The 24,633-nt window shown below is 38.6% G+C and carries 22 protein-coding genes; 14 read left to right on the top strand and 8 right to left on the bottom strand.

All coding sequences use genetic code 11. The features are described from left to right. Positions 1–247: 247 nt before the first annotated feature. From gyrA to dnaA, 7 genes are all read right to left on the bottom strand, one after another. A complete protein-coding gene (gene gyrA / locus ACX9YW_RS20900; protein WP_460350189.1) occupies positions 248–2,755 on the bottom strand; it encodes a DNA gyrase subunit A in 2,508 nt (835 codons plus the stop codon). Between the two features lie 80 nt (positions 2,756–2,835). Next, on the bottom strand, positions 2,836–4,755 hold the full coding sequence (gene gyrB, locus ACX9YW_RS20895) for a DNA topoisomerase (ATP-hydrolyzing) subunit B (protein WP_460350191.1): 1,920 nt from the start codon (positions 4,753–4,755) through the stop codon (positions 2,836–2,838). A gap of 84 nt (positions 4,756–4,839) precedes the next feature. Continuing rightward, on the bottom strand, positions 4,840–5,076 hold the full coding sequence (gene remB, locus ACX9YW_RS20890) for an extracellular matrix regulator RemB (RefSeq protein ID WP_460350187.1): 237 nt from the start codon (positions 5,074–5,076) through the stop codon (positions 4,840–4,842). 12 nt (positions 5,077–5,088) lie between these two features. After that, positions 5,089–6,204, bottom strand: coding sequence for a DNA replication/repair protein RecF (recF, locus tag ACX9YW_RS20885; protein WP_460350185.1), 1,116 nt, complete (start codon positions 6,202–6,204; stop codon positions 5,089–5,091). Next, positions 6,186–6,425, bottom strand: coding sequence for a S4 domain-containing protein YaaA (gene yaaA, locus ACX9YW_RS20880; RefSeq protein WP_460350182.1), 240 nt, complete (start codon positions 6,423–6,425; stop codon positions 6,186–6,188). The genes recF and yaaA overlap by 19 nt, the downstream gene beginning before the upstream one ends. Before the next feature lie 294 nt (positions 6,426–6,719). Next, entirely contained in the window at positions 6,720–7,856 is a 1,137-nt protein-coding gene (gene dnaN, locus ACX9YW_RS20875; protein WP_460350180.1) for a DNA polymerase III subunit beta, read from the bottom strand. Between the two features lie 191 nt (positions 7,857–8,047). Beyond that, on the bottom strand, positions 8,048–9,394 hold the full coding sequence (dnaA, locus tag ACX9YW_RS20870) for a chromosomal replication initiator protein DnaA (protein ID WP_460350178.1): 1,347 nt from the start codon (positions 9,392–9,394) through the stop codon (positions 8,048–8,050). Positions 9,395–10,066: 672 nt separating this feature from the next. Here dnaA and rpmH point away from each other — a divergent pair. The 11 genes from rpmH (at position 10,067) to ACX9YW_RS20815 (ending at position 20,563) form a co-directional block, all read left to right on the top strand. Further along, entirely contained in the window at positions 10,067–10,201 is a 135-nt protein-coding gene (gene rpmH / locus ACX9YW_RS20865) for a 50S ribosomal protein L34 (RefSeq protein WP_460350176.1), read from the top strand. A gap of 87 nt (positions 10,202–10,288) precedes the next feature. Then, a complete protein-coding gene (rnpA, locus tag ACX9YW_RS20860) occupies positions 10,289–10,657 on the top strand; it encodes a ribonuclease P protein component (RefSeq protein WP_460350174.1) in 369 nt (122 codons plus the stop codon). 167 nt (positions 10,658–10,824) lie between these two features. Continuing rightward, entirely contained in the window at positions 10,825–11,601 is a 777-nt protein-coding gene (spoIIIJ, locus tag ACX9YW_RS20855; protein WP_460350172.1) for a YidC family membrane integrase SpoIIIJ, read from the top strand. Continuing rightward, entirely contained in the window at positions 11,598–12,218 is a 621-nt protein-coding gene (jag, locus tag ACX9YW_RS20850) for an RNA-binding cell elongation regulator Jag/EloR (RefSeq protein ID WP_460350170.1), read from the top strand. The genes spoIIIJ and jag overlap by 4 nt, the downstream gene beginning before the upstream one ends. 641 nt (positions 12,219–12,859) lie before the next feature. Further along, positions 12,860–14,245, top strand: coding sequence for a tRNA uridine-5-carboxymethylaminomethyl(34) synthesis GTPase MnmE (mnmE, locus tag ACX9YW_RS20845; RefSeq protein ID WP_460350167.1), 1,386 nt, complete (start codon positions 12,860–12,862; stop codon positions 14,243–14,245). A 15-nt stretch (positions 14,246–14,260) separates the two neighbouring features. Further along, positions 14,261–16,144 (top strand): tRNA uridine-5-carboxymethylaminomethyl(34) synthesis enzyme MnmG, encoded by a 1,884-nt coding sequence (gene mnmG, locus ACX9YW_RS20840; RefSeq protein ID WP_460350165.1) that lies wholly within the window; start codon positions 14,261–14,263, stop codon positions 16,142–16,144. Between the two features lie 20 nt (positions 16,145–16,164). Then, positions 16,165–16,881 carry a 16S rRNA (guanine(527)-N(7))-methyltransferase RsmG gene (rsmG, locus tag ACX9YW_RS20835; RefSeq protein WP_460350162.1) on the top strand — a complete coding sequence of 239 codons (717 nt, stop codon included), beginning with the start codon at positions 16,165–16,167 and terminating at the stop codon, positions 16,879–16,881. Between the two features lie 156 nt (positions 16,882–17,037). After that, complete coding sequence (gene noc / locus ACX9YW_RS20830) at positions 17,038–17,934, top strand: nucleoid occlusion protein (protein WP_460350160.1); 897 nt, start codon at positions 17,038–17,040, stop codon at positions 17,932–17,934. Between the two features lie 231 nt (positions 17,935–18,165). Then, on the top strand, positions 18,166–18,927 hold the full coding sequence (locus tag ACX9YW_RS20825) for a ParA family protein (RefSeq protein ID WP_460350157.1): 762 nt from the start codon (positions 18,166–18,168) through the stop codon (positions 18,925–18,927). Then, positions 18,920–19,771: a ParB/RepB/Spo0J family partition protein gene (locus ACX9YW_RS20820; RefSeq protein ID WP_460350155.1), complete on the top strand. Its 852-nt coding sequence runs from the start codon at positions 18,920–18,922 to the stop codon at positions 19,769–19,771. Before ACX9YW_RS20825 ends, ACX9YW_RS20820 begins: the two co-directional genes overlap by 8 nt. Positions 19,772–19,849: 78 nt before the next feature. Beyond that, positions 19,850–20,563: a DUF554 domain-containing protein gene (locus ACX9YW_RS20815; RefSeq protein WP_460350153.1), complete on the top strand. Its 714-nt coding sequence runs from the start codon at positions 19,850–19,852 to the stop codon at positions 20,561–20,563. Positions 20,564–20,595: 32 nt separating this feature from the next. On the opposite strand, the gene yyaC is transcribed toward ACX9YW_RS20815, so the two are convergent. Next, on the bottom strand, positions 20,596–21,210 hold the full coding sequence (gene yyaC / locus ACX9YW_RS20810; RefSeq protein ID WP_460350151.1) for a spore protease YyaC: 615 nt from the start codon (positions 21,208–21,210) through the stop codon (positions 20,596–20,598). A gap of 191 nt (positions 21,211–21,401) precedes the next feature. Between yyaC and ACX9YW_RS20805 the strand changes: the two genes are divergently transcribed. The 3 genes from ACX9YW_RS20805 to ACX9YW_RS20795 all read left to right on the top strand — a co-directional run bounded on the left by ACX9YW_RS20805 (position 21,402) and on the right by ACX9YW_RS20795 (position 24,534). Beyond that, a complete protein-coding gene (locus ACX9YW_RS20805) occupies positions 21,402–22,235 on the top strand; it encodes a mechanosensitive ion channel family protein (RefSeq protein ID WP_460350149.1) in 834 nt (277 codons plus the stop codon). A gap of 31 nt (positions 22,236–22,266) precedes the next feature. Beyond that, a complete protein-coding gene (locus tag ACX9YW_RS20800) occupies positions 22,267–22,467 on the top strand; it encodes a DUF951 domain-containing protein (RefSeq protein WP_460350147.1) in 201 nt (66 codons plus the stop codon). 84 nt (positions 22,468–22,551) lie between these two features. Beyond that, a complete protein-coding gene (locus tag ACX9YW_RS20795; RefSeq protein ID WP_460350145.1) occupies positions 22,552–24,534 on the top strand; it encodes a molybdopterin-dependent oxidoreductase in 1,983 nt (660 codons plus the stop codon). The last annotated feature ends 99 nt before the right edge of the window (positions 24,535–24,633 follow it).

Genomic DNA, 24,633 nt, shown 5'->3' with positions numbered 1-24,633 from the left:
TGTTTCTTTTTAAAAAAGAAGTTTTGTTAATGTTTGGTTGTTTAGTTTTCAAAGAACAATCAGTCACCAAAACAAGCGACTTTTATAATATAACATTTTCTTGATTTATCGTCAACAGTTTTATAACGTTTTTTATGTTAAAGTGCATGTTATCGTGTCGACTTGAATTATTATAGCAGCATACCAATTCGTATGCAAGGTTTTTTAATAAAAAAAATAAGAGGCATATATAATATGCCTCTCACCTTTATTCTTCATTATTTATTTCTTCGTTATTTATTTCTTCATTATCTATTTCTTCATCTTCATCAGGTTTGGTTTCTTCTTTTTCAACCTTCGCTACAGTTGCAACATATTCATTTTCATTTTCATCAAGACGAATTAATCTTACTCCCTGAGTATTACGACCCATACTTGAGATTTCATCTACAGCAAGGCGAATTAATACACCACCTGTTGTGATCAACATGAGATCTTCTTCACCAGTGACCACTCTCATCGATACAAGCTCACCGTTTTTATCGGTAATATTACATGTTTTAATACCTTTCCCACCACGGCTTTGGACACGATATTCAATCGCTGAAGTTCTTTTACCATATCCATTTTTCGTGACAACGAGGACCTCGCTGTTTTCATCAAGAACTTCCATTCCAACGACTTCATCATTTCCACCTAATGTAATACCTTTTACACCAGTGGCAGTTCGTCCCATTGATCTTACATCAGTTTCCGGGAAACGAATGAGCATACCCTTTTTCGTAGCAATGACAATTTCCTTTGAACCATCTGTAAGTTTGACTGAAATCAGTTCATCTTCTTCGCGTAAATTTACGGCAATAAGACCATTGTTTCTAATATGGGCAAAAGATGATAATGGTGAGCGCTTAGAAACACCTTCTTTTGTCGTAAAGAAGAGGAACCAATCATCAACAAATTCCTCAATTGGAATAATCGCATTAACCCATTCACCTTTATCAACCTCTAACAGATTAATAATTGGAATCCCCTTGGCAGTGCGGCTAAACTCTGGAATTTCATAACCCTTTGTACGATACACCTTACCCTTATTTGTGAAAAATAGAATCGTATTGTGGGTTGAGGTTGTGATTAGATGCTCTACAAAATCATCTTCATTTGTACCCATTCCCTGGATTCCACGGCCACCTCGTTTTTGAGATCGGTAGGTAGAAACAGGTAGACGTTTAATATAGCCATTATGAGTTAAAGTAATGACGATATTTTCTTGCGGGATGAGATCTTCATCTTCAATAAACTCTAGGCCACCTGAAACGATCTCTGTACGGCGTTTATCATTGAATCGTTCCTTAATTTCTGTGAGTTCTTCACGAATAATTTCAAGAACTTTCTCTTCGTCAGCTAAAATTGCTTTTAATTCAGCAATTAACTTTACTAGTTCTTGATATTCTTCTTCTAATTTTTCACGCTCTAATCCCGTTAAGCGTTGTAAACGCATATCTAGGATGGCTTGGGCTTGCTTTTCCGACAGGTTAAAGCGAGTCATTAAGCCTTCACGAGCAATGTCCGTTGTTTGGGAGCTACGAATCAAACTAATCACTTCATCGAGGTGATCTAAGGCAATTCTTAACCCCTCTAGAATATGAGCCCGTGCTTCCGCTTTGCGCAGTTCGAATTCTGTTCTGCGGCGGATGACAACCTTTTGATGGTTCAAATAATGCACTAGGCATTGTTTTAGATTCAGGACCTTTGGCTGGCCATCAACAAGAGCTAAAGTATTAATTCCAAAGCTTGTTTGCAACGCTGTTTGTTTATATAAATTATTGAGCAGTACATTCGCATTGGCGTCTTTGCGTACCTCAATATAAATACGCATCCCATTACGGTCTGATTCATCACGAAGGTCAGTAATGCCATCGATTTTTTTATCACGAACAAGCTCAGCAATTCTTTCAATCAATTTCGCTTTATTTACTTGGTAAGGAATTTCATTAACGATAATAACTTCCTTACCATTTGATTTTTGTTCAATTTCGACCTTTGCTCGTAAGGTGATGGAGCCTCTGCCAGTTTCATAGGCTTTGCGTATTCCGCTTCTGCCTAAAATTAATCCTCCCGTAGGGAAATCAGGACCTGGAATAATTTCCATCAATTCCTGAATCGAAATTTCAGGATCGCGACTGACCGCTAAAACGCCATCAATGACTTCACCAAGCTGGTGTGGTGGGATATTGGTCGCCATTCCAACAGCAATTCCGGTTGTCCCGTTCACTAATAGGTTAGGGAAACGTGCCGGTAGAACAACAGGTTCCCTTTCCTCGCCATCATAGTTATCTTGGAAATCAATTGTATCTTTATTGATATCTCGTAATATTTCCATCGAAATTTTGGACATTCTGGATTCTGTATAACGCATCGCTGCAGCGCCGTCACCGTCAACTGAACCAAAGTTTCCATGCCCATCCACTAACATATAACGATAGTTAAAATCTTGTGCCATCCGCACCATCGTTTCATAAACGGCGGAATCTCCATGGGGATGATATTTACCAATGACATCACCAACGATACGAGCGCTCTTTTTATACGGCTTGTCCGCATGTATTCCAAGGTCGTGCATCGCATAAAGAATCCGACGATGAACAGGTTTTAGTCCATCTCGTACATCGGGAAGGGCACGAGAAACGATAACACTCATTGCATAATCTAAGAATGAAGACTTCATTTCTTGACTTATATTAATCTCCACTATTTGGGAACTAGGTGTTTCAGCCATTTTTTAACCTCCTACAATAGGTTATTTGCCATATATTAAAAAGAAAGGAGGATAGGGTCACCCACTATCCTGGCATTTGATTAAATATCTAAATTCTTTACATAAGCTGCATTGGCTTCAATGAAGTTACGACGTGGTTCAACTTTGTCTCCCATTAGCATTTCAAACGTTTCATCCGCTTCAATGGCATCTTCAAGGCTGACTTGCAGCATCGTTCTTGTATCAGGGTTCATCGTTGTATCCCATAATTGTCCAGGATTCATTTCTCCTAACCCTTTGTATCGTTGGATATTTGGTTTCGGTGAACTTGGGAGCTCCGCAAAAATCTTTTCTAGCTCCTTGTCATTATAAGCGTACTCAACTCGTTTTCCTTGTTGAACCTTGTAAAGAGGAGGTTGAGCAATATAAACATATCCAGCTTCTAAAATTTGTCTCATATATCGATAAAAGAAGGTAAGCAGCAGGGTTCGAATATGCGCACCATCAACGTCAGCATCCGTCATAATGACGACTTTATGATAACGGGCTTTAGAAATATCAAAGTCTTCACCAATCCCTGTTCCAATCGCAGTAATCATTGCTCTTACTTCGTTATTGGAGAGAATTTTATCAAGACGTGCTTTTTCTACGTTTAAAATTTTTCCTCTTAGAGGTAAAATCGCTTGGAAATGGCGGTCACGACCTTGTTTAGCCGATCCACCAGCCGAGTCACCCTCAACGATATACAATTCGCTAATTTGAGGGTCCCTTGACGAACAATCTGCTAATTTCCCAGGTAAACTTGATACTTCTAGAGCGCTTTTCCGACGTGTTAATTCCCGCGCCTTTTTAGCTGCTAGACGTGCTCTTGCTGCCATTAAGCCTTTGTCGACAATTTTCCGAGCAACAGAAGGGTTTTCAAGTAGGAATTTTTCAAAAGAATCAGCAAACACAGTATCCGTAATAGCTCTCACTTCAGAATTTCCTAATTTGGTCTTCGTTTGACCTTCGAATTGTGGATCCGGATGTTTTATTGAAACAATTGCCGTAATCCCTTCACGAACATCTTCTCCAGAAAGATTGGCATCCGCTTCCTTGATGAGGTTATTTTTCCGCGCATAATCGTTAATAACGCGTGTTAAGGCCGTTTTAAAGCCAAATTCATGGGTTCCACCTTCATATGTGTGGATATTATTCGCAAATGAGTACAGATTACTTGTATAACCATCATTATATTGAAGGGCTACCTCGACACTAATACCGTCCTTTTCCCCCTCCATATAAATCGGCTCTTCATGAATAACCTCTTTTGTACGATTTAAATGCTCAACGTACGATTTAATACCACCCTCATAGTAGTATTCATTTCTTTTATTTTCGACCCGCTTATCTACAATCGTAATTTTAATACCTCGATTTAAGAAGGCGAGCTCACGCAAACGGTTAGCAAGAATATCATATTCATATTCAAGTGTCTCCGTAAAGATTTCCGGATCTGGCTTAAAATGAGTCGTTGTCCCAGTGTGGTCAGTATCGCCAATAATTTTTAACTCGTTGACCACATGCCCTTTTGCAAATTCGATATAATGGATTTTTCCATCGCGATGAACATAGACTTCTAGCTGTGTTGATAAGGCATTTACAACCGATGCACCTACACCATGTAGACCGCCTGAAACTTTATAGCCTCCACCGCCAAATTTCCCACCTGCATGTAGAACGGTCATGATAACTTCTACAGCTGGTCTGCCCATTTTTTCGTGCATTCCGACGGGAATTCCACGGCCATTATCGATGACTCTAATACTGTTATCTTCTTCAATCTCGACATTAATTTCATTACAGAAGCCTGCTAACGCTTCATCAATACTGTTATCGACGATTTCCCACACTAAGTGATGTAGACCTTTAGCACTCGTTGAACCAATATACATACCTGGACGCTTTCTAACAGCCTCTAAGCCTTCTAAAACCTGAATCTGATTGGCATCATAGGATTGCTCTTGGATTTTAGGTTCGATTGTCAAAGTAAGTCACCCACACTTTCCATTACTTGCATGTTGTATTTCTATCTATATAAAACCTGATATAGGCATAAATAATGCTTAAGTAAAGCTATATGATCTTTTCTTTAAGGTTGTAGAAGCAATTGGTGAATAGAAAATTTTCTGATTCGTAATTACAATTGATTTGAAAGGTTTTTTTGACAGATTCTCCGTCTTTTTTTCATTGACTCGTAGGTATTCCTGAAAATATTCAGATTCCTCCACACTATCTTTATCAAGAATCGCGACAATGTCTACGGCTCTTATCATTGTTTCTTCCCCAATATGAACAAACATCCCTTCACCTCACTAAACCTTAACCATTGAGCCCGATGTCACTTGATATGTTGCTGCTTCTTTTAGCGTTTGATGGTCAATTCCTTCTACACTCGTCGTTGTAACAAAGGTTTGAACTTTCCCTTGAATCGTATTTAATAAATGCGATTGGCGAAAGTCATCCAATTCCGATAATACATCATCCAATAACAAAATCGGATACTCTTTCATTTCAGCATGGATTAATTCAATTTCCGCTAATTTAATAGACAGGGCGGTTGTTCGCTGTTGGCCTTGAGAACCAAAGGTCTGCACATCTCGATCATTCACATAAAAAAGTAAGTCATCACGTTGCGGCCCAAACAAGGTAACTCCGCGGTCAATTTCCCTTCTTTTGACTTCAGAATATTTCTTTTCAAATCTTTCTACCATTTTCGACAAGTCTTGGTCTTCTGATACATCAACCGATGGCTTATACTCTATTTTCAGTGTTTCTAGTCCTCTTGATATACCTGAATGAATAGGATTTGCCCATTTTTCCAATAGGTGGATAAACTCAAAGCGTTTTAAGACAATTTTTGCCGCTACCTGAATAAGTTGCTCCGTTAAAATATCCAACATCGAATCATCACTTTTTTTGTTTACTTGGAGCATTTTTAAGTAATGATTGCGTTGTTGTAGTATTTTTTGCATTTGACTCATATCATGTAAGTACACAGGCGAAACTTGACCGATTTCCATGTCAATAAAACGGCGCCTTACTTGGGGACTTCCTTTCACAAGATGGAGGTCTTCAGGCGCAAACATTACAACATTCATATTTCCGACATACTGACTTAACTTTTGCTGCTCAATATGATTGCATTTAGCCTTTTTCCCTTTTTTCGAGATGACTAGTTGCATCGGTACCGATCCCCGCACTTTTTGAATCCTACCTTCTATTTTAGCATACTCTTGCTCCCAACGAATTAAATCTTTATCATTTGTCGTTCGGTGGGATTTAGCCATCGCTAATACGTAGATGGATTCCATCACATTGGTTTTTCCTTGAGCATTTTCACCCAGAATGACATTTACTTTATTCTCAAAGTCTATTTGTAAAGTTTCATAGTTACGGTAATCTTTTAGGCTTAACTGTTCGATAAACATATAACAAATTCCCCATATCCAGGAATGTTAATTTCGTCTCCATCTCGGAGCTTTCTTCCTCGACGCCCGTCTTGTTCACCATTGATGAACACTGGATTTTCCTGTAAAAAGAATTTCGCCATTCCGCCAGATTGAATCACGTCTGCTAGTTTTAAAAATTGTCCTAATGTAATGAACTCCGTATCAATATTTACTTGTTGGACCACTGCAGGTTCACTCATTTCATTAAAATTTCAAATTGTCCAGCTCCAGCACCCAGCGTCTAGTGGACTTCACCCTTCGAGTAAAAATCGTCTTTTGGATTTTTACATGACCGGAGATAAGTCAACATCGAAGAGCAAAAACCGCTCTTCGTGTTTCCTTTATCTCAGTCAGAAGGGCTCCAGTCCATACGACGCTAAACGGGAGCTTCCGCTTTTCGGCTAATACTTTATTTTAACAATATTTGTGGTAATACACAAAGAAAAGCAAAAAAAAGTGAGGGTTTACCTATTGGCAGGTAAACCCTTTACTGTTTAATACGTTCTGACTGGTAAAATTAATTGCAACATTGATTCGTCATGCAGTGGTTTCATGAAAAATGGTCTCATGGCACCGGTGAAGCTAATTTGCATTTCGGTTCCTTCCAAGGATTTTATGGCATCCATCATATACTTCGCACTGAAGGAGATTTTCAGGTCTTCTCCTTCAATCGATTGACTTGGAACCTCCTCAACCACTTTACCAATTTCCGGACTATTCGAAGAGATTTCAATTACTCCAGCTTCAAGGGTTGAAAATTTGACAACATTATTTCTGCCATCTCTGGCAAGTAGAGAAGCACGGTCAATTGCATGAAGGAAATCCTTTGTATTGATGATAATATTTGTTTTACTTTCAGTTGGAATAAGACGAGTTGTGTCAGGATAATTTCCTTCAAGTAGTCTTGAATAAAACAATAAGTGCTTCGCTTTAAAGAGTACCTGGTTAGCAGTAATAACAATTTCCACAAATTCTTCATGGTCATCTAGGATTTTACTTAATTCATTTAAGCTTTTTCCTGGAATAACAACATTGTACGTGTCATTGTTGTCTGTTTCCACTTTTGCTCTTCGGTAAGCAAGACGGTGGCTATCTGTTGCAATACAGGTTAATTCCCCTTGTTCAACCTTCCAGTTTACACCTGTCAAGATCGGTCGGGTTTCCGATGTTGATACCGCAAATACGGTTTGACGGATCATCGCTTTTAATAAATCCGTATTAATTTTAAAAATATTTTCTTCTGCAATCTGAGGTAGTAGGGGATACTCTTCAGCATCTAGTCCATTTAAACGAAATTCTGATTTGCCAGAACGGATAACCGTTTGTAAATGGCCTTCTACTTCCATTTCAACTGTATCTTTTGGTAGCTTTTTAACAATTTCACTAAAAAATTTAGCTTGTAAAACAATAGCCCCAGTTTGTTTGATTTCAACAATTTCATCGCCAGCTTCTTCATTTGGAATAAAGGATTCAATTGAAATATCGGAATCACTTCCTGTTAATGTAACTCCTTCATTGCTAGCAACAATTTTAATCCCTGTAAGAATGGGAATCGTCGTTCGTGTGGAAACAGCCTTCATAACATCTTGGACACTTTGAACGAGACGATCACGTTGGATGATAAATTTCATTTGTATCAAATCCTTTCGAAATGGAATAGTTTAATTCTAACTGTCATATATTTATATTTTTATTAAAAAAATAATAGAAGTACTAGTAGGCCCTGTGAGTATGTGGATAACCCACAAAAACAAAAGGAAGCACAGCTTATCCACATGTGGACAGACTGTGCGTAAGTAAGAATAGGTTATACACAATGTGATTAAACTTTTAACATGTCTTTTATTTCTTTTAATTGCTTTTCAAGCTGAGAATCGGTTTGAATCAGCTTCGAAATTTTTTCGTGAGCATGAATGACGGTGGTATGATCACGACCGCCAAATTCTTCCCCAATCTTCGGTAAGGAATAATCGGTTAATTCCCTGGAAAGGTACATGGCAATTTGCCGTGGGAATGCTACTGATTTTGTCCGCTTTTTGGCTTTAAAATCTTCTAGTTTGATATTGTAGTTTTGACCAACGACCTTTTGAATATCCAAAATGGTGATCACTTTTGGTTTTGAACTAGGAATGATATCCTTAAGCGCTTCTGCGGCCAAATCAGCATTTATATCTTTATTAATTAAAGAGGAATAAGCAACAACGCGAATAAGTGCTCCCTCTAACTCTCTAATGTTAGAGTCAATTTGATTGGCAATATACAACATTACTTCATTCGGTATGTCTAAACCTTCTGCTTTCGCCTTTTTCCTTAAGATAGCAATTCTCGTTTCTAAATCTGGCGGGGTAATATCGGTGATTAAGCCCCATTCAAAACGGGATCTTAACCGGTCTTCTAATGTTGGAATTTCACGTGGTGGCCGGTCACTCGAGATAATAATTTGTTTACTTTCCTCATGTAATGTATTAAAGGTATGGAAAAATTCTTCTTGAGTTGATTCTTTTCCAGCAAGGAACTGAATATCATCAATAAGTAGCACGTCAACATTTCGATATTTATTACGAAATTCGATGGCTTTATTATCACGAATGGAATTAATAAATTCATTTGTAAATTTTTCAGATGATAAATAAACAACCTTGGCATTGGGGTTGTGATCCAATACATAGTGGCCAATTGCATGCATTAGATGGGTTTTTCCAAGTCCAACTCCACCGTAAATAAATAATGGATTATAAGCCTTTGCAGGTGCCTCAGCAACAGCTAAGGAAGCAGCGTGGGCAAAACGATTCCCGGAACCAATAACAAAGGTATCGAATGTATATTTTGTATTAAGGACGTTTTGCGGAAGTTCTATTGGCTCGTCTGCTTTTTTATTTTTCTTTTGCGCAGCTGGAATATCTAGATCTTCCTCTTTTTGATTTTGTGGAATGATAAATTTTACGAACAGTTCTTCACCGGTAATTTCAGCTAATATGGTTGAAATTAAACTAGAATACCGTTCTTCAAGCCAATCGCGGGCAAATTCATTTGGAGCTGTAATGATTAATAAATCGCCTTGAAGGGAATGTGCCTTTGTCGATTTTAGCCAGGTATCAAAGCTCGGCTTGCTGATCTTTTTTTCGATATTACTTAATGCAGCATTCCAAAGATCGGCAATATTTTTCAATCAGTTTCCCTCCCTTTTTATCTATTTTTTTCTATTCAAACTGGTCTTTGTGCAGATTGCACAACTCCCTTTTTATATTTATTCACTAATTTGGATATATGAATTGTCGATAACCATATAATAAGGAAGCAAGTCGACATTTCGACATTATCCACCACCTGTGGACAAACTTTTACAATGGGGTTGGATAAGCTGTCCACATCTTATCCACAATCTGTGGATAATTTAAAAGGTAAAAATATTTATCCAGAGTGAAAACACATTAATAATATCAAATAAACTATGGCTACGCAATGGTTTTTCTTGTTTTATCCACAACTTCCTATTCCTATGGATAAAAATTGTCCACAGCCTTTTTAGTTGTGAAAAACCTGTCGATAAGGGTTGTGGATAATAAAAAATCTGTCGAAAAGTTATTCACAGTCTAGTTTTGGGAGGATTTTGTATGCTTATTAATGGGCTGTGCTAAAGGTAATTATTTTTATTTTGCACAGCCTTTAAGTGAAAATCTTGACTATATTAATCTAACCAATTCAGGTTGTAGGTTAGGCGGGAATTGTTGGAATTTGCAAAAATACCCTTACATCTAGTTGACAATCATTAGGTTCGGTCTTTATAATATGTAAGACTGTTTGAATAGAAAATCAATCCTTTTAAAAGGTGGTGTCATAGATGAAAAGAACATATCAACCAAATAAGCGTAAGCACAGCAAAGTTCACGGATTCCGTGCGCGTATGAGTACTCCTAACGGACGTAAAGTATTAGCTCGTCGCCGTCAAAGAGGAAGAAAAGTATTATCTGCCTAGGCCACTGAAAAGTCTCAGTGGTCTTTTTTTCAATTTTTGTGGAAATAATAATGGCATTTATGTTTTATAAAGAAATAAGGTGAGTAAATGAATAGGGATTTTCGGGTTAAGAAAAATGCTGAATTTCAGGAGATTTTCAAAAAGGGGAAATCAGTAGCCAATCGCCAGTTTATAGTTTATTCCTTAAAAAAGGACACTAAGGTTAATTTCCGTTTTGGACTCTCGGTCAGTAAAAAGATTGGCAATTCAGTTACGCGAAATCAAATAAAGCGATATTTACGACAAAGCTTATTAGAGTTACAGGATCTTATACATAATGATGTAGAGTTTATTATCATTGCACGAAAGCCGGCGGCAACCATGAGCTTCAGTGAAGTAAAAAGTAGTATGATCCATGTTCTAAAATTGGCGAGAATTCTTGAAAAAAATCGCGAAAATGAGGAAAGTAAAAGTTAATTTCTCTTTTTATTCATAATACTTACTGGTAAAATACACTTGTATCTATCTGAATTTTTTTATTGAAGTCAGGGACAAGTATTTTTTAACTTGTCTTTTTAGATAAGGCTCTTTTCGTAAACTTTTTATGCGAAAATAGCTTTAGATAAAGAAGGAGGAAAAAGGATTTGAAAAAGAGAATATTTCTTATAATCGGTCTGATTTCGGTTATGGTGCTTTTATCAGGTTGTATGGACTATAATAAGCCGATTGATGAGAATAGTACTGGTTTTTGGAATGAGTATATTGTGTACCCTTTATCCCAGCTAATTATTATGACTGCCAAATTTGCAGGGGGAAGCTTTGGGTTATCGATTATTTTAGTCACGCTTTTGATACGACTAGCTATTTTACCATTAATGATTAAACAAACAAGAAGTTCTAAAGCGATGCAGGCTTTACAACCAGAAATGCAAGCATTAAAGGAAAAGTATAGTTCTAAGGATCAAAAAACCCAGCAAAAGCTCCAGCAAGAAACGATGGCGTTATTTCAAAAGCATGGGGTTAATCCATTAGCGGGATGTTTTCCATTATTAATTCAAATGCCAATTTTAATTGGATTTTATCATGCGATTTCGCGAACAAGAGAAATTGCTGAACATAATTTTTTATGGTTTGACCTTGGCGCTCCAGATCCATTTTATATTCTTCCAATTGTTGCAGGGGTAACGACCTTTATTCAACAAAAGTTGATGATGGCTGGGACGGCAAATCAAAATCCACAAATGGCCATGATGCTTTGGATGATGCCAATTATGATTGTTATTTTTGCATTCCGATTCCCGGCTGCTCTTTCTCTGTATTGGGTTGTCGGTAATATTTTCATGATTGGTCAAACATATTTCATTAAAGGGCCGGATTTAAAAGCAAATGCAACCGGCAGCGCGGGAGGAGCAAAAAAGTGAAACAGGTAACTGCTACAGGACAAAGTGTCGAAGAGGCAGTAGAATCAGCTTTAGCTCAACTTAAGACAACAAAAGACCGCACAGACATTTCTATTATTGATGAAGGCAAAAAAGGGATCTTTGGCATTTTTGGTTCACGCCCAGCGATTGTAAAGGTAACGGTGAAAGCAGATCCAGTAATGGAAGCAAAGAAATTTATTATCGAAGTGAGCGAACAAATGGGTGTTGATGTTCATGTCGATATCACACAAGAGGGGAAAAATGTATTTTTTAACCTTTCAGGTGAAAAGATTGCTTTATTAATCGGAAAAAGAGGCCAAACGTTAAATTCATTACAGTATTTAACCCAATTGGTTATCAACCGTTACGCTGAAGGATATTTAAATATTACAATTGACGCTGAAGACTACCGGAAGCGCCGAAATGAAACGTTAATCCAACTTGCTGGCCGCTTAGCTCTTAAAGCGATAAAGACTGGCCAAAATGTAGCATTGGAGCCTATGCCTTCATACGAGCGTAAAGTGATCCACACTGCTTTGGCAGACAACAAAAAGGTTAAAACCTACTCGGATGGATCAGAACCACACAGATATATCGTTATTTCACCAGTTAAATAATTTTTGTCTTAGCCCTCGGTTTACGCCGGGGGTTTTTTTGTGGTTTTGGGATGGTGTTCGGACAGGGATGTCTTAAGAAAGCTAAATCGAGTCTGAATAAGGGTTATACTCGGACAGGGATGGACCCAAAAAGTTAAATCGAGTCCGAATAGGAGTGCTATTCGGACAGGGATGAGCCCAAAAAGCCAAATGGAGTCCGTATAGAGGTGCTATTCGGACAGGGATGAGCCCAAAAAGCCAAATGGAGTCCGAATAGAGGTGCTATTCGGACAGGGATGAGTCCAAAAAGCCAAATGGAGTCCGAATAGAGGTGCTATTCGGACAGGACGGAGTCCAAAAAGCCAAATAGAGTCCGAATAAGGGTGCTATTCGGACAGGTAAGGTCTAAAAAAGCCAAATGGAGTCCGAATGAAACCAACTTATTAGTATATAATTGTGAGCTATTCTGGGTTGCAGTGGACATGATTAATTCATTTTTAAAACTTGGCAAAAATCCTTCCCGTCCTTCTTCTTTATTGTTATTCACATGTGGATAAGTTAAAATAAAGCAGAAAATTATTTTTTGTGGATAAAATAGTAATTATGCTATAATCGTTTAATTGTGGATAAATATAATTGTCTTTAGATAGAAGGTGAAATAAATGGAATTTGATACGATTGCTGCGATTTCGACTCCGATGGGTGAGGGAGCGATTGCGATTGTACGCTTAAGCGGGAATGAGGCGATTCCAATTGCTGATAAGCTGTTTCGTGGGGTCGGTGAAAAAACATTAGCGGCAGTTCAAAGTCATACGATTCACTATGGCCATTTAATTGATCCGAAAACAGAACTTGTTGCCGAGGAAGTAATGGTTTCAGTGATGAAAGGACCAAAAACGTTTACGAAAGAGGACGTCGTAGAAATTAACTGCCATGGTGGTCTAGTATCAGTAAACCGGGTATTACAGCTCGTGCTAAACAATGGGGCTAGATTAGCTCAACCAGGAGAGTTTACGAAACGAGCGTTTTTAAATGGACGGATTGATTTATCACAGGCAGAAGCGGTCATCGATTTAATCCGTGCAAAAACGGACCGGGCCATGAACGTTGCTTTAGGGCAAATGGAAGGGCGACTCTCCAAATTAATTTCTAAGCTGCGCCAGGAAATACTAGAAACATTAGCTCATGTCGAGGTCAATATTGATTATCCGGAATACGATGATGTCGAGGAAATGACCCATCATTTATTAATCGAAAAAGCTCGGTATGTCAAAGCGGAAATTGAGAAACTGTTGCAAACATCGCAACAGGGAAAAATTTTACGTGAAGGACTTTCGACAGCCATTGTTGGTAGACCGAATGTCGGAAAATCATCTTTATTAAATAGCTTAGCGCAAGAGAACAAAGCCATTGTAACCGATATTGCAGGGACGACACGTGATGTGATTGAAGAATATGTTAATATTCGTGGGGTTCCGTTAAAATTATTAGATACAGCAGGAATACGCGAAACGGAAGACATTGTTGAGCAAATTGGCGTTGAAAAATCGCGTCAGGCTTTAAAAGAGGCCGACTTAATTTTATTAGTGTTAAATCATTCCGACGAACTGACCGCAGAAGATGAAAATATTTTTAAAGCGGTCGAAGGAATGGATTATATCGTGATTATTAATAAAATTGATTTGCCACAAAAAGTTGATATGGAACGGGTCGAACTGTTGGCTAGGGGACATAAAGTGATTCAAACCTCCTTGCTAGAAGACAAAGGGGTCGATGAATTAGAGGAAGCAATAGCGGCACTGTTTTTTGCCGGTTCGATTGAAGCAGGCGATTTAACATATGTGTCCAACAGTCGCCATATTGCGTTATTAAATCAAGCAAAACACGCGATAGAGGAAGCGATTGATGGTGTAGAATCAGGTACGCCGATTGATATTGTTCAAATTGATTTGACAAGAACGTGGGAATTGTTAGGAGAAATTATTGGTCAAAGTGTTCATGAGAGCCTAATTGATCAGCTTTTTTCGCAGTTCTGCTTAGGAAAATAGGTAGGAGGAAAACTTATGCCATATGAGGCGGGTAGTTATGATGTGATTGTCATAGGCGCTGGGCATGCCGGTTGTGAAGCGGGATTAGCAGCAGCACGGATTGGCGCCAAAACGCTAATGTTGACAATCAATTTAGATATGGTTGCCTTTATGCCGTGTAATCCAAGTGTCGGCGGGCCGGCAAAAGGGATTGTCGTTCGCGAAATCGATGCACTTGGCGGTGAGATGGGGAAAAATATAGATAAAACTCATATACAAATGAGAATGTTGAATACGGGTAAGGGTCCGGCGGTCAGAGCACTCAGAGCTCAGGCTGACAAATTTGCCTATCAGCATGAAATGAAAAAAACGATTGAAAATGAACCTAATTTGACATTAAGACAAGGAATGGTTGAGCGACTTCTTATTGAGGACGGCGTTTGTAAGGGAGTCATTACACAAACGGGCGCGCTTTATTATTCAAAAACCGTTGTCATTACGACAGGGACATTTTTACGCGGAGAAATTATCCTTGGCGAACTAAAGTATTCAAGCGGTCCGAATAATCAGCAGCCTTCAATTAGATTATCCGAACATTTAGAGGAACTTGGATTCGATTTAGTTCGTTTTAAAACAGGGACACCACCAAGGGTGAATAGTCAAACCATTGACTACAGCAAAACGGAAATTCAGCCTGGAGACGAAACCCCGAGGGCATTTTCCTATGAAACAACAAAATATATTACGGATCAGCTGCCATGTTGGTTAACCTACACAAATGATCTGACTCATTCATTAATTGATCAAAATTTACATCGCTCACCAATGTACTCAGGAATGATTAAGGGGACTGGCCCACGCTATTGTCCGTCTATTGAAGATAAAGTAGTACGTTTTAATGATAAACCGCGTCACCAAATCTTTTTAGAACCGGAAGGCAGAAACACAAACGAAGTGTACGTTCAAGGACTTTCAACGAGTCTGCCGGAAGAAGTGCAGCATCAATTAATTCGCAGTGTTGCCGGGTTAGAAAATGCTGAAATGATGCGGGCTGGTTATGCGATTGAATATGATGCAATTGTACCGACTCAACTGTGGCCGACATTGGAAACCAAGCGGATTACCAATTTGTACACGGCAGGACAAATCAACGGTACTTCAGGCTATGAGGAAGCGGCTGGTCAAGGATTAATGGCGGGAATGAACGCAGCGTTAAAGGCATTTGGAAAAGAAGAAGTGATTTTAAGCCGTTCTGATGCCTATATTGGTGTTCTTATTGATGACCTTATCACAAAAGGAACAAACGAACCTTATCGCTTGCTAACTTCACGGGCTGAATACCGATTATTGCTTCGCCATGATAATGCTGATTTAAGATTAACAGAACTCGGCCATAAGATTGGCTTAATTTCCGAGGAAAGAATGCAGAAATTTTTAGCCAAAAAAGAAGCCATCGAATTAGAGAAAGAGCGTCTGGAAACGATTATCTTAAAGCCTTCAAAAGAGGTTCAAGAGGCGATTAAAGGAGCAGGTGGCAGTGAACTAAAGGATGGAATCCGTGCGGCTGATTTATTAAAACGACCTGAAATGAATTATAGTCATATCGACCTCTTGGCGCCGGCAGAGCAGGAGCTCCATGAGGATGTAAAAGAACAAGTGGAAATTCAAATTAAATATGAAGGTTATATTGATAAGGCATTGCAGCAAGTAGAAAAGCTACAAAAAATGGAGAACAAAAAAATCCCTGAAAATATTGATTATGATGCGATTTCCAGTCTAGCAAATGAGGCAAGACAAAAATTAAAGCAAGTTCGTCCATTATCGTTAGCGCAGGCTTCCCGGATTTCAGGGGTAAATCCAGCGGATATCTCCATCTTGCTCATTTACCTCGAGCAGGGGAAAATTGCCAAAACACATTAAAATTGGGATGGTCAAATAAAATGATGGTAGATCAATTTGAAAAAGCTTTAGCTGAAAAAGGAATAAACTTAAGTCCGTTCCAGCTACAGCAATATGAACAATATTATCAATTGCTTGTTGAGTGGAATGAAAAAATGAACTTAACAGCGATAACTGAAAAAAATGAAGTGTATTTAAAACATTTTTTTGATTCGATTACCGCTGGATTTTATTTTGATTTCACCAATCAGAAGACGGTATGTGATGTTGGAGCGGGTGCAGGATTCCCTAGCATCCCTCTAAAAATTGCATTTCCATCTATTCATGTGACAATTGTTGATTCACTGAATAAACGAATTACCTTCTTAGAGCATTTGGCAAAGGAGCTAAAGCTTGAGAATGTTCGTTTTATTCATGACCGTGCCGAAACCTTTGGTCAAAATAAAAACTACCGCGAACAATTTGATGTGGTTACCGCCCGTGCAGTTGCCCGTCTTTCTGTTCTAAGTGAATTATGTCTTCCCCTTGTCAAAAAAGGCGGAACGTTTGTCGCGATGAAAGCGGCAAGTGCCAAGGAAGAAATCCAAGCGGCTGAGAAAGCAATCCATACATTAGGTGGAAAATTGGTGCGCCAGGAACAGTTTGTTTTACCAATTGAACATAGCGATCGGACGATTATTTTTATCCAAAAAGAAAAAAACACACCGAAGCAATATCCAAGAAAACCAGGGACACCGAATAAAATGCCAATAGAATAAAAGGGCAATAATGCTAGTGTCGAAAAAGCAAGAAAAAAGGATGACAATTTTTACGCATTCATGCTAAGTTTGTTTTAAAATGGATTATAAGGGCGCAGTTATTGTCATCATATCAATTTATGTAAATTGGGAGTTTCGTAAGGGTGGTGTAGGGTGATGAAAAATTCTTTTTCACGCTTTTTTGGCCTCGGCGAAAAGGGAGAACAAGCTACAATAGAAAAAGAAGAGGTTAATGATCAGGAATTAATAACCGAAAAATCTGGAAACCAGGAAGAAAACGAAGAAATTCGCAAAATACCAATTGGTAATATTGTTCCAAATCGTTTTCAACCGAGAACCGTTTTTGATGAAGAGAAAATAGACGAGCTGTCTCAAACGATTCACACTCATGGGATCATTCAACCAATTGTGTTGAGGGAGCTTTCTAATGACCAATTTGAAATCATCGCTGGGGAACGACGTTGGCGGGCGATGCAGCGTCTTGGTTGGGAAGAAGTTCCGGCTATTATCAAAAACTTAACGGATACCGAAACGGCTTCAATCGCTTTAATTGAAAACCTTCAGCGTGAAGAGCTTTCACCAATCGAAGAGGCGATTGCCTATGGAAAACTTTTGGAATTGCATAACTTAACCCAAGAAGCATTGGCACAAAGACTAGGAAAAGGGCAATCAACGGTTGCCAATAAGCTTCGTTTATTAAAGCTGCCACAAGAAATCCAGGAAGCTTTATTAAATAAGTCCATTACCGAAAGGCATGCAAGGAGCTTAATTCCATTAAAAAATCCGGAGCTTCAGATTAAATTAGTGGAGGAAATTATTGCTAAAAATTTAAACGTGAAGCAAACGGAAGAACGCGTTGTCAGACTATTGGAGCAAAGTGAATCAAAACCAAAGCCTAAGCGAAAAGCCTTCAGTAAAGACATGCGAATTGCGGTTAACACGATCCGTCAATCGCTATCGATGGTTACCGATAGTGGAATTGATTTAAATGCAGATGAAGAGGAATTTGAGGAATACTATCAATTTACCATTCGAATTCCGAAGAAAAAATAATCTTTTAGTCACAGTGAGAAGCTACCATCCAAAGTTTCTCACTTTTTTTATTGATTTGGTTGTAATAAAGGATAATGCTAGAGTAGTACTACCTGTAGCGGAAATCAATATTCTTTAAAAAATCTATTACAATATGAAATTATTTTTAGCGAAAAAGTCATCATTAAAAATTGTTTCATGATAAAATAGTAGTTATGTTTCACGAAAAGTTCTTTGAAGGTAGGTGACATCGTGGGAAAGATTATTGCGATTGCCAATCAAAAAGGTGGAGTAGGTAAAACGACAACCTCAGTAAATTTAGGGGCTAGCCTAGCCTTTATCGGGAAAAAGGTTTTACTAGTCGATGTTGACCCACAAGGAAATGCCACTAGTGGTATTGGGATTGAGAAGTCAGAAGTGAATCAATGTATTTACGATATATTAGTAGATGATGTTGCAGCTCTTGAGGTCATTAAGCCGACAGCAGTTGAAAATTTATATGTCATTCCGGCAACCATTCAATTAGCGGGTGCAGAAATTGAATTGGTGCCAACGATTTCAAGGGAAGTCCGTTTAAAAAGAGCACTTGAAGAAGTAAAAGATCAATTTGATTATATTATTATTGATTGCCCGCCTTCGTTAGGGCTATTAACGCTTAACGCTTTAACAGCTTCAGATGCGGTGTTAATTCCGGTTCAATGCGAGTATTATGCATTGGAAGGGTTAAGTCAGCTTCTTAATACGGTACGGTTAGTTCAAAAACATCTCAATCAGGATCTACGAATTGAGGGCGTTTTATTAACCATGCTTGATGCACGTACAAACTTAGGGATTCAAGTAATTGAGGAAGTGAAAAAATACTTCCAAGATAAGGTTTATAAAACGATTATCCCACGAAATGTGCGTCTAAGTGAGGCACCGAGTCATGGACAGTCAATCATTACCTATGATCCAAAGTCCCGCGGAGCAGAAGTCTATTTAGATTTAGCGAAGGAAGTGGTTGGGAATGGCTAAAGGTTTAGGGAAAGGTCTTAATGCGTTTTTTACCAATATGGAAGCAGCAAAAGATGAAACCATCCAAGAAATTAGTGTTAAAGAGCTTCGCCCGAATCCGTACCAGCCAAGAAAGGTATTTCAACCAGAAGCAATTGAGGAATTAAAAAATTCGATTATCGAACATGGAATCTTGCAGCCAATTATTGTTCGTAAAAGCATAAAAGGGTATGAAATCGTAGCGGGAGAAAGAAGATTTAGGGCAGCAAAAGAAGCGAAACTTGCGAAAGTTCCGGTTGTTGTTCGTGAATTTTCTGAACAACAAATGATGGAGTTAGCTGTTTTGGAAAACCTTCAACGGGAGGATTTAACGCCGATTGAAGAAGCGATTGCTTATCAAACGCTTATGGAAAAATTAAATGTGACCCAAGAGGTACTAGCGAAACGTTTAGGAAAAAGCCGCCCACATATCGCCAACCATATCCGTTTACTTGCCTTACCTGCAAAAATTCAAGAACTAATCTCCAATGAAACCATTACCATGGGACATGGACGGGCTCTTTTGGGGCTGAAGAAAAAGGAGCAAATTCCTGCTCTTGCTGAAAAGGTAATAAAGGAAGGTCTAAATGTTCGCCAATTAGAGCAACTTATTCAACAATTAAATGAAAATGTTCCACGTGAAACAAAAAAGCCAAAGGTAGAAAAGGATGTATTCCTAAAATCACAGGAAAACCTTTTACGCGAACGCTTTGGGACAACCGTTCACATTAAACAGACAAAGAACAAAGGGAAAATTGAGATTGAATTTTTCTCGAAGGATGATTTGGAACGAATTCTTGAGCTTTTAGAACAGGAGCAAGTTTAATTAAGGCTCTTTTCGTAATGTATGCGAAAATAGACTTTAATAAAAACAGGTTCGTCAAAGGTGGATGATGAGGAGAATATGGTTTTATTAGGAACGCTAGTGAATGGCCTGCTCATCGTTATTGGAACATTATTAGGTAAGGTCTTCCATCGCATCCCTGAGGGTATGAAGTCAACTGTCCTACAGGCTATTGGCTTAGCCGTTATGGTATTAGGACTACAAATGGGTTTTAAAAGTGGTAACTTTTTGATTGTCATTATTAGTCTAGCCCTGGGTGCGGTTTTAGGTGAATATTTTGCCCTCGATGATAAGCTGCAAAAACTAGGTAATTGGCTTGAAAAGAAAATGGGCTCCAAAGGAAAAGGCAGTATCTCTGAAGGATTTGTGACCGCAACATTGATTTTTGTCATTGGTGCGATGTCTATAATCGGGGCGTTAGATAGTGGGATTCGCGGTGACCATGACGTTCTTTATACAAAGGCGATTATCGACGGATTTACTTCTATTATTCTAACGACTACACTTGGGATTGGTGTCATTTTCTCAGCCATTCCGGTCGTTCTTTATCAGGGCGCGATTGCCCTTTTTGCTACGCAAATTGACCAAATTGTTCCAGAACTATTAATGGAACAGTTTATAAAAGAAATGACCGCAACAGGCGGTATTATGATTTTTGCAATTGGCTTGAACCTAACAGGCATATTAAAAGTAAGGGTGGCTAATCTTTTACCCGGAATCCTTGTAGTTGGTGTGATTGTCACATTCATGTATTACTATCAACAAATAATGTAAAAGAGACAGGCAACGCGCCTGTCTTTTTTATGTTAAATAGATTCTTCTTTTGTTTGAACGGGGTTCCATTCGGCTTTTTGGATTCGATATTGAATACTTGCCTGATGAATTCCGTTTGCAATGGTTTTAGCCATTTTAAAAACAAGATTTAACCTCGTATTTTGAAGAACAAAAAACTCCATAAAGCCACTCACGTTGACAATTCCTGTTAGGTGAATATCTCCTACTGGTGGAAGGTCCTTATTGACACCTGCTCCAGGCTTTACAGGTCCGTTAGCCAGTTGGATGGCACCGACACTTTTTATTTTACTGAGGCAAGCATCAATCGCAATAATAAACGGGAAAAAGTGTTTTTGTTTGATTTCGTTGAGCTTTTCCTCCAAATTAACGGCATGAATGGGGTCGTCAAGTGTTCCGTAAACAAAAAATGGGTTGGGTCCTTTTTCTTCGAGCATAGTTCCTACTAATGGTCCTAGTGAATCACCTGTCGAGCGGTCCGTCCCAATGCATACAAATACAATTGGACGAATGGTATGCGGCGGAATCAGTTCAATCATTCTATTAGAAATTTGGTTGATGGCATCGACGTCATCATGAAAAATTTTCGTTCCACCCCGCCGATCAAAAAAATTCGTTTTCAGATTCATAGGTCCACTCCTTAAATCGGTAAGTATTACAGTATACGGACTTTTTCTAATTTCTATACATGAAGAATAGTAGGAAATTGGATACTACAAAGAGGATGGGAAAATTGGTAGAATAAAATCAAAAGCGGGATAGTCCTGCTGAAACAGAAGTTTGAAAATATCCTTGAAAAATAGTTGATTTAGGTGATGAAATGGATTATTTTTACAGTATCTACAACAAAATAAAAGTAAAAGTTCTAAATGAGGATACATGGATTCATGTCGGTGAGGCTCTTTTTAAAATAATGGTCATTGTCATTTTATCGGGTATCATCATTCGGGTTGGCAAGGCGGCCATTCGAAATATTTTTAAAGTGCGTTTGAAATCTCCGCTAAGAACATCTGAGCGCCGAGAAAAAACGTTAATGAAACTGTTGGAAAACATTTTAACGTATGCGGTTTCCTTCATGGCTTTCTTAATGATTCTTTCCACTATGAACATTGATGTCAAAGCTTTGCTGGCAGGAGCCGGAATTGTTGGTTTGGCTATCGGTTTTGGGGCGCAAAATCTTGTAAAGGATATCATTACTGGCTTCTTTATTATTTTTGAAGATCAATTTTCGGTTGGTGATCAGGTGAAAATAGGAACGCTAGAGGGGGTTGTTCAAGAAATTGGCTTACGTACGACAAAGATGAAAAGCTGGTCGGGGGAACTTCATATCTTGCCGAATGGCAGTATTGTTCAAGTGACGAATTATTCATTACATAACAGTAAAGCAACAATTGATTTGACGATACCGAACGAAGCAGATTTGATTAAAACGGAGCAAATTATTGGGGAATTTTTGCAAAGTTTATCTGGAAAATATGAGGATCTCATCAAAGCACCTGAGCTTCTTGGCGTTCAAGCTTTAGGGTCCTCAGAGGTCGTGTTGCGAATTGCCATTGAAACAAAACCAATGCGGCAAACGACAGTTAGTCGTATGATTAAAAAAGATTTAAAGCTTTGGTTTGATCAACAAGGCATTGTTGTTCAATTTGGATAATTATTATAATTGGGATTAAGGGGATAGTAATATGGAGCAAGAAAAGGAATTTGGCTTGAACGATATTGTAGAGATGAAAAAGGCACATCCTTGTGGAACCAATCGCTGGAAGATTATTCGATTGGGAATGGATATTCGCATTAAGTGCGAGGGCTGTGCTCATAGTGTCTTACTACCTAGACGAGAATTCGCTCGAAAACTGAAAAAAATACTAGTGAAGCATGAGGGATAACCCCGTTGCTTCTTTTTTTATTTCATTCCCCTTCAATATGTATTATTCTAATAGAAAATGAGTTTAAGAGATGAGGTGTTGGAGTTGGCGAAGGTTTTTCAGTCTTCTTGTTCGTTGAATTGCTGGGATAATTGTGGATTCCAAGTAACGGTAGACAATGGCAAGGTTGTAAAAGTAGATGGGTCAGCCTCACATCCAATTACCCAAGGGAAAATTTGCGGTCGTGGGCGAATGTTGGAGACAAGGACTAATTCTACGGAACGTCTTCTATATCCTTTAAAAAAGGTCAATGGCGTATTCAAACAAGTAACATGGGAACAAGCACTTAATGAAATAGCAGATAAAATGACTTCCTTTAAAGAACAATTTGGCTCCACATCTATTCTTCATAGCCATGATTATGCCAATGGAGGTTTATTAAAAAATCTCGATAGACGTTTTTTTAATTTGTTTGGCGGTGTTACCGAATTAATTGGCTCACTCTGTTGGGGGGCGGGAATTGAAGCCCAAAAATGGGATTTTGGTGATGCCTATAGTCACCACCCTGACGATGTTTATAATAGTAAAAATATTGTGATTTGGGGTAGGAATGTCGCTAGAACGAATATGCATTTTTTTCAAAAATTACAACAGGCAAAGAGAAATGGTGCCAAACTTATTGTGATTGACCCAATTTTTAATGCAACCGCTAAAATAGCCGACCATTATATTTCGGTAAAACCAGGTATGGATGGCTTTTTGGCTGCTGGTGTGATGAAGGAAATTCTCCTTATGAACGGTGAGGATCGAAATTTTATTGATCATTACACAATTGGTTTCCAGGATGTCGAAGAACTCTTGGCTAGTATTTCTATGGAAGAGATTATTGAAAAAGCGGAAGTGTCCCTTGAGACCATCCAATTCTTAGCGAAAGTTTATGGTAACCGTCCAACCTCCACTTATTTAGGGCTAGGAATGCAGCGTTATGAAAATGGAGGCAACACGATTCGCTTGATTGATGCATTAGTGGCAATGAGTGGGAACGTTGGCATTGCTGGTGGAGGTGCGAATTATGGAAACCTCCAAGTTGGGCAAAGTTTTCGTTCGATTGCATTTACTCTGGACGACTGTAAGCAAGAGTCACGCCAGTTTACCATGATGAAACAGGCAGAAGGAATATTGCAAGCTATTGATCCAGAAGTGAAGATGGCGATTGTCACGTGTGGTAATCCTTTAACCCAAGTACCGGACACTGGGTTAGTTAAAAAAGCCTTTGAATCGTTGGATACGCTAGTGGTTTTCGAGCAATTTATGACTGATACGGCAGAGCTTGCCGATTATGTGCTGCCAGTGACCACCGTGTTTGAGGAAGAAGATGTGTATTATTCCTCAATGTACCATCATTATGTCAATTATGGTCCCAAATTAGTCGAAGCACCCGGGGAAGCGAAATCTGATTTATGGATTTGGACAGAACTAGCCAAGCGGTTAGGTTTCGGCAGTGAGTTTGATTATACAACTCAACAGTGGTTGGAGCTAGGATTACAACCTCTTAGAAAACAAGGAATTACTTTAGAAAAACTAAGGCAAGAAGGCTTTGCTGAACTTGCTGTTGAAAAAATTCCTTGGGAACATCGACAGTTTAAAACGGAGAGCGGAAAATACGAATTTACCTCGGGAAATGGGAGAATTAGCTTAACTCTCCCGAATGAAACAAAGTGGAATAATCCTTCCTTGTTTGAAAAATATCCTTATTCTCTGTTAACGATTCATCCGTTACGGTCCAATCATTCGCAAAATTATCCCTTCTTCGACCCAAAACCAAGAGTAAAAGTGGAAGTTTCCGTGGATGTTGCTGAACAAAAGGGCTTAGTGGATGGTGATGAGGTCAAGGTTTGGAATGACCGTGGCTCGTTGACTGGTTCCGTTCAGATTATGAAACAGGCTCATCCAGGCACGATTAATATTGATGAAGGAATTTGGAGCCGATACGGTGGATCTGTAAATCAATTGACCTCTGACCGTGAATCTGATAATGGATTAGGAAGCACATTATATGATTGTTTAGTAAATATCGAAAAATTGTAAGCTGCCTTTTTGGCAGCTTTGTTTGTACTTGTCTTTTTTATTAGATATATCTATAATTGTTTAAGGTTTAATATTGGAATCACTGTGTTTATATAGATT

The sequence above is a fragment of the Pseudoneobacillus rhizolycopersici genome, from assembly GCF_054786815.1.
The sequence above is the reverse complement of the archived record's forward strand: the minus strand, read 5'-3'. Positions and strand labels throughout refer to the sequence as shown.

Coding starts and splice junctions, on each gene's coding strand:
- gyrA (WP_460350189.1), bottom strand. CDS start 2,755: ATGGCTGAAACACCTAGTTCCCAAATAGTGGAGATTAATATAAGTCAA.
- remB (WP_460350187.1), bottom strand. CDS start 5,076: ATGTTTGTTCATATTGGGGAAGAAACAATGATAAGAGCCGTAGACATT.
- recF (WP_460350185.1), bottom strand. CDS start 6,204: ATGTTTATCGAACAGTTAAGCCTAAAAGATTACCGTAACTATGAAACT.
- yaaA (WP_460350182.1), bottom strand. CDS start 6,425: ATGAGTGAACCTGCAGTGGTCCAACAAGTAAATATTGATACGGAGTTC.
- dnaN (WP_460350180.1), bottom strand. CDS start 7,856: ATGAAATTTATCATCCAACGTGATCGTCTCGTTCAAAGTGTCCAAGAT.
- rpmH (WP_460350176.1), top strand. CDS start 10,067: ATGAAAAGAACATATCAACCAAATAAGCGTAAGCACAGCAAAGTTCAC.
- rnpA (WP_460350174.1), top strand. CDS start 10,289: ATGAATAGGGATTTTCGGGTTAAGAAAAATGCTGAATTTCAGGAGATT.
- mnmE (WP_460350167.1), top strand. CDS start 12,860: ATGGAATTTGATACGATTGCTGCGATTTCGACTCCGATGGGTGAGGGA.
- mnmG (WP_460350165.1), top strand. CDS start 14,261: ATGCCATATGAGGCGGGTAGTTATGATGTGATTGTCATAGGCGCTGGG.
- rsmG (WP_460350162.1), top strand. CDS start 16,165: ATGATGGTAGATCAATTTGAAAAAGCTTTAGCTGAAAAAGGAATAAAC.
- noc (WP_460350160.1), top strand. CDS start 17,038: ATGAAAAATTCTTTTTCACGCTTTTTTGGCCTCGGCGAAAAGGGAGAA.
- ACX9YW_RS20820 (WP_460350155.1), top strand. CDS start 18,920: ATGGCTAAAGGTTTAGGGAAAGGTCTTAATGCGTTTTTTACCAATATG.
- ACX9YW_RS20815 (WP_460350153.1), top strand. CDS start 19,850: ATGGTTTTATTAGGAACGCTAGTGAATGGCCTGCTCATCGTTATTGGA.
- yyaC (WP_460350151.1), bottom strand. CDS start 21,210: ATGAATCTGAAAACGAATTTTTTTGATCGGCGGGGTGGAACGAAAATT.
- ACX9YW_RS20805 (WP_460350149.1), top strand. CDS start 21,402: ATGGATTATTTTTACAGTATCTACAACAAAATAAAAGTAAAAGTTCTA.
- ACX9YW_RS20800 (WP_460350147.1), top strand. CDS start 22,267: ATGGAGCAAGAAAAGGAATTTGGCTTGAACGATATTGTAGAGATGAAA.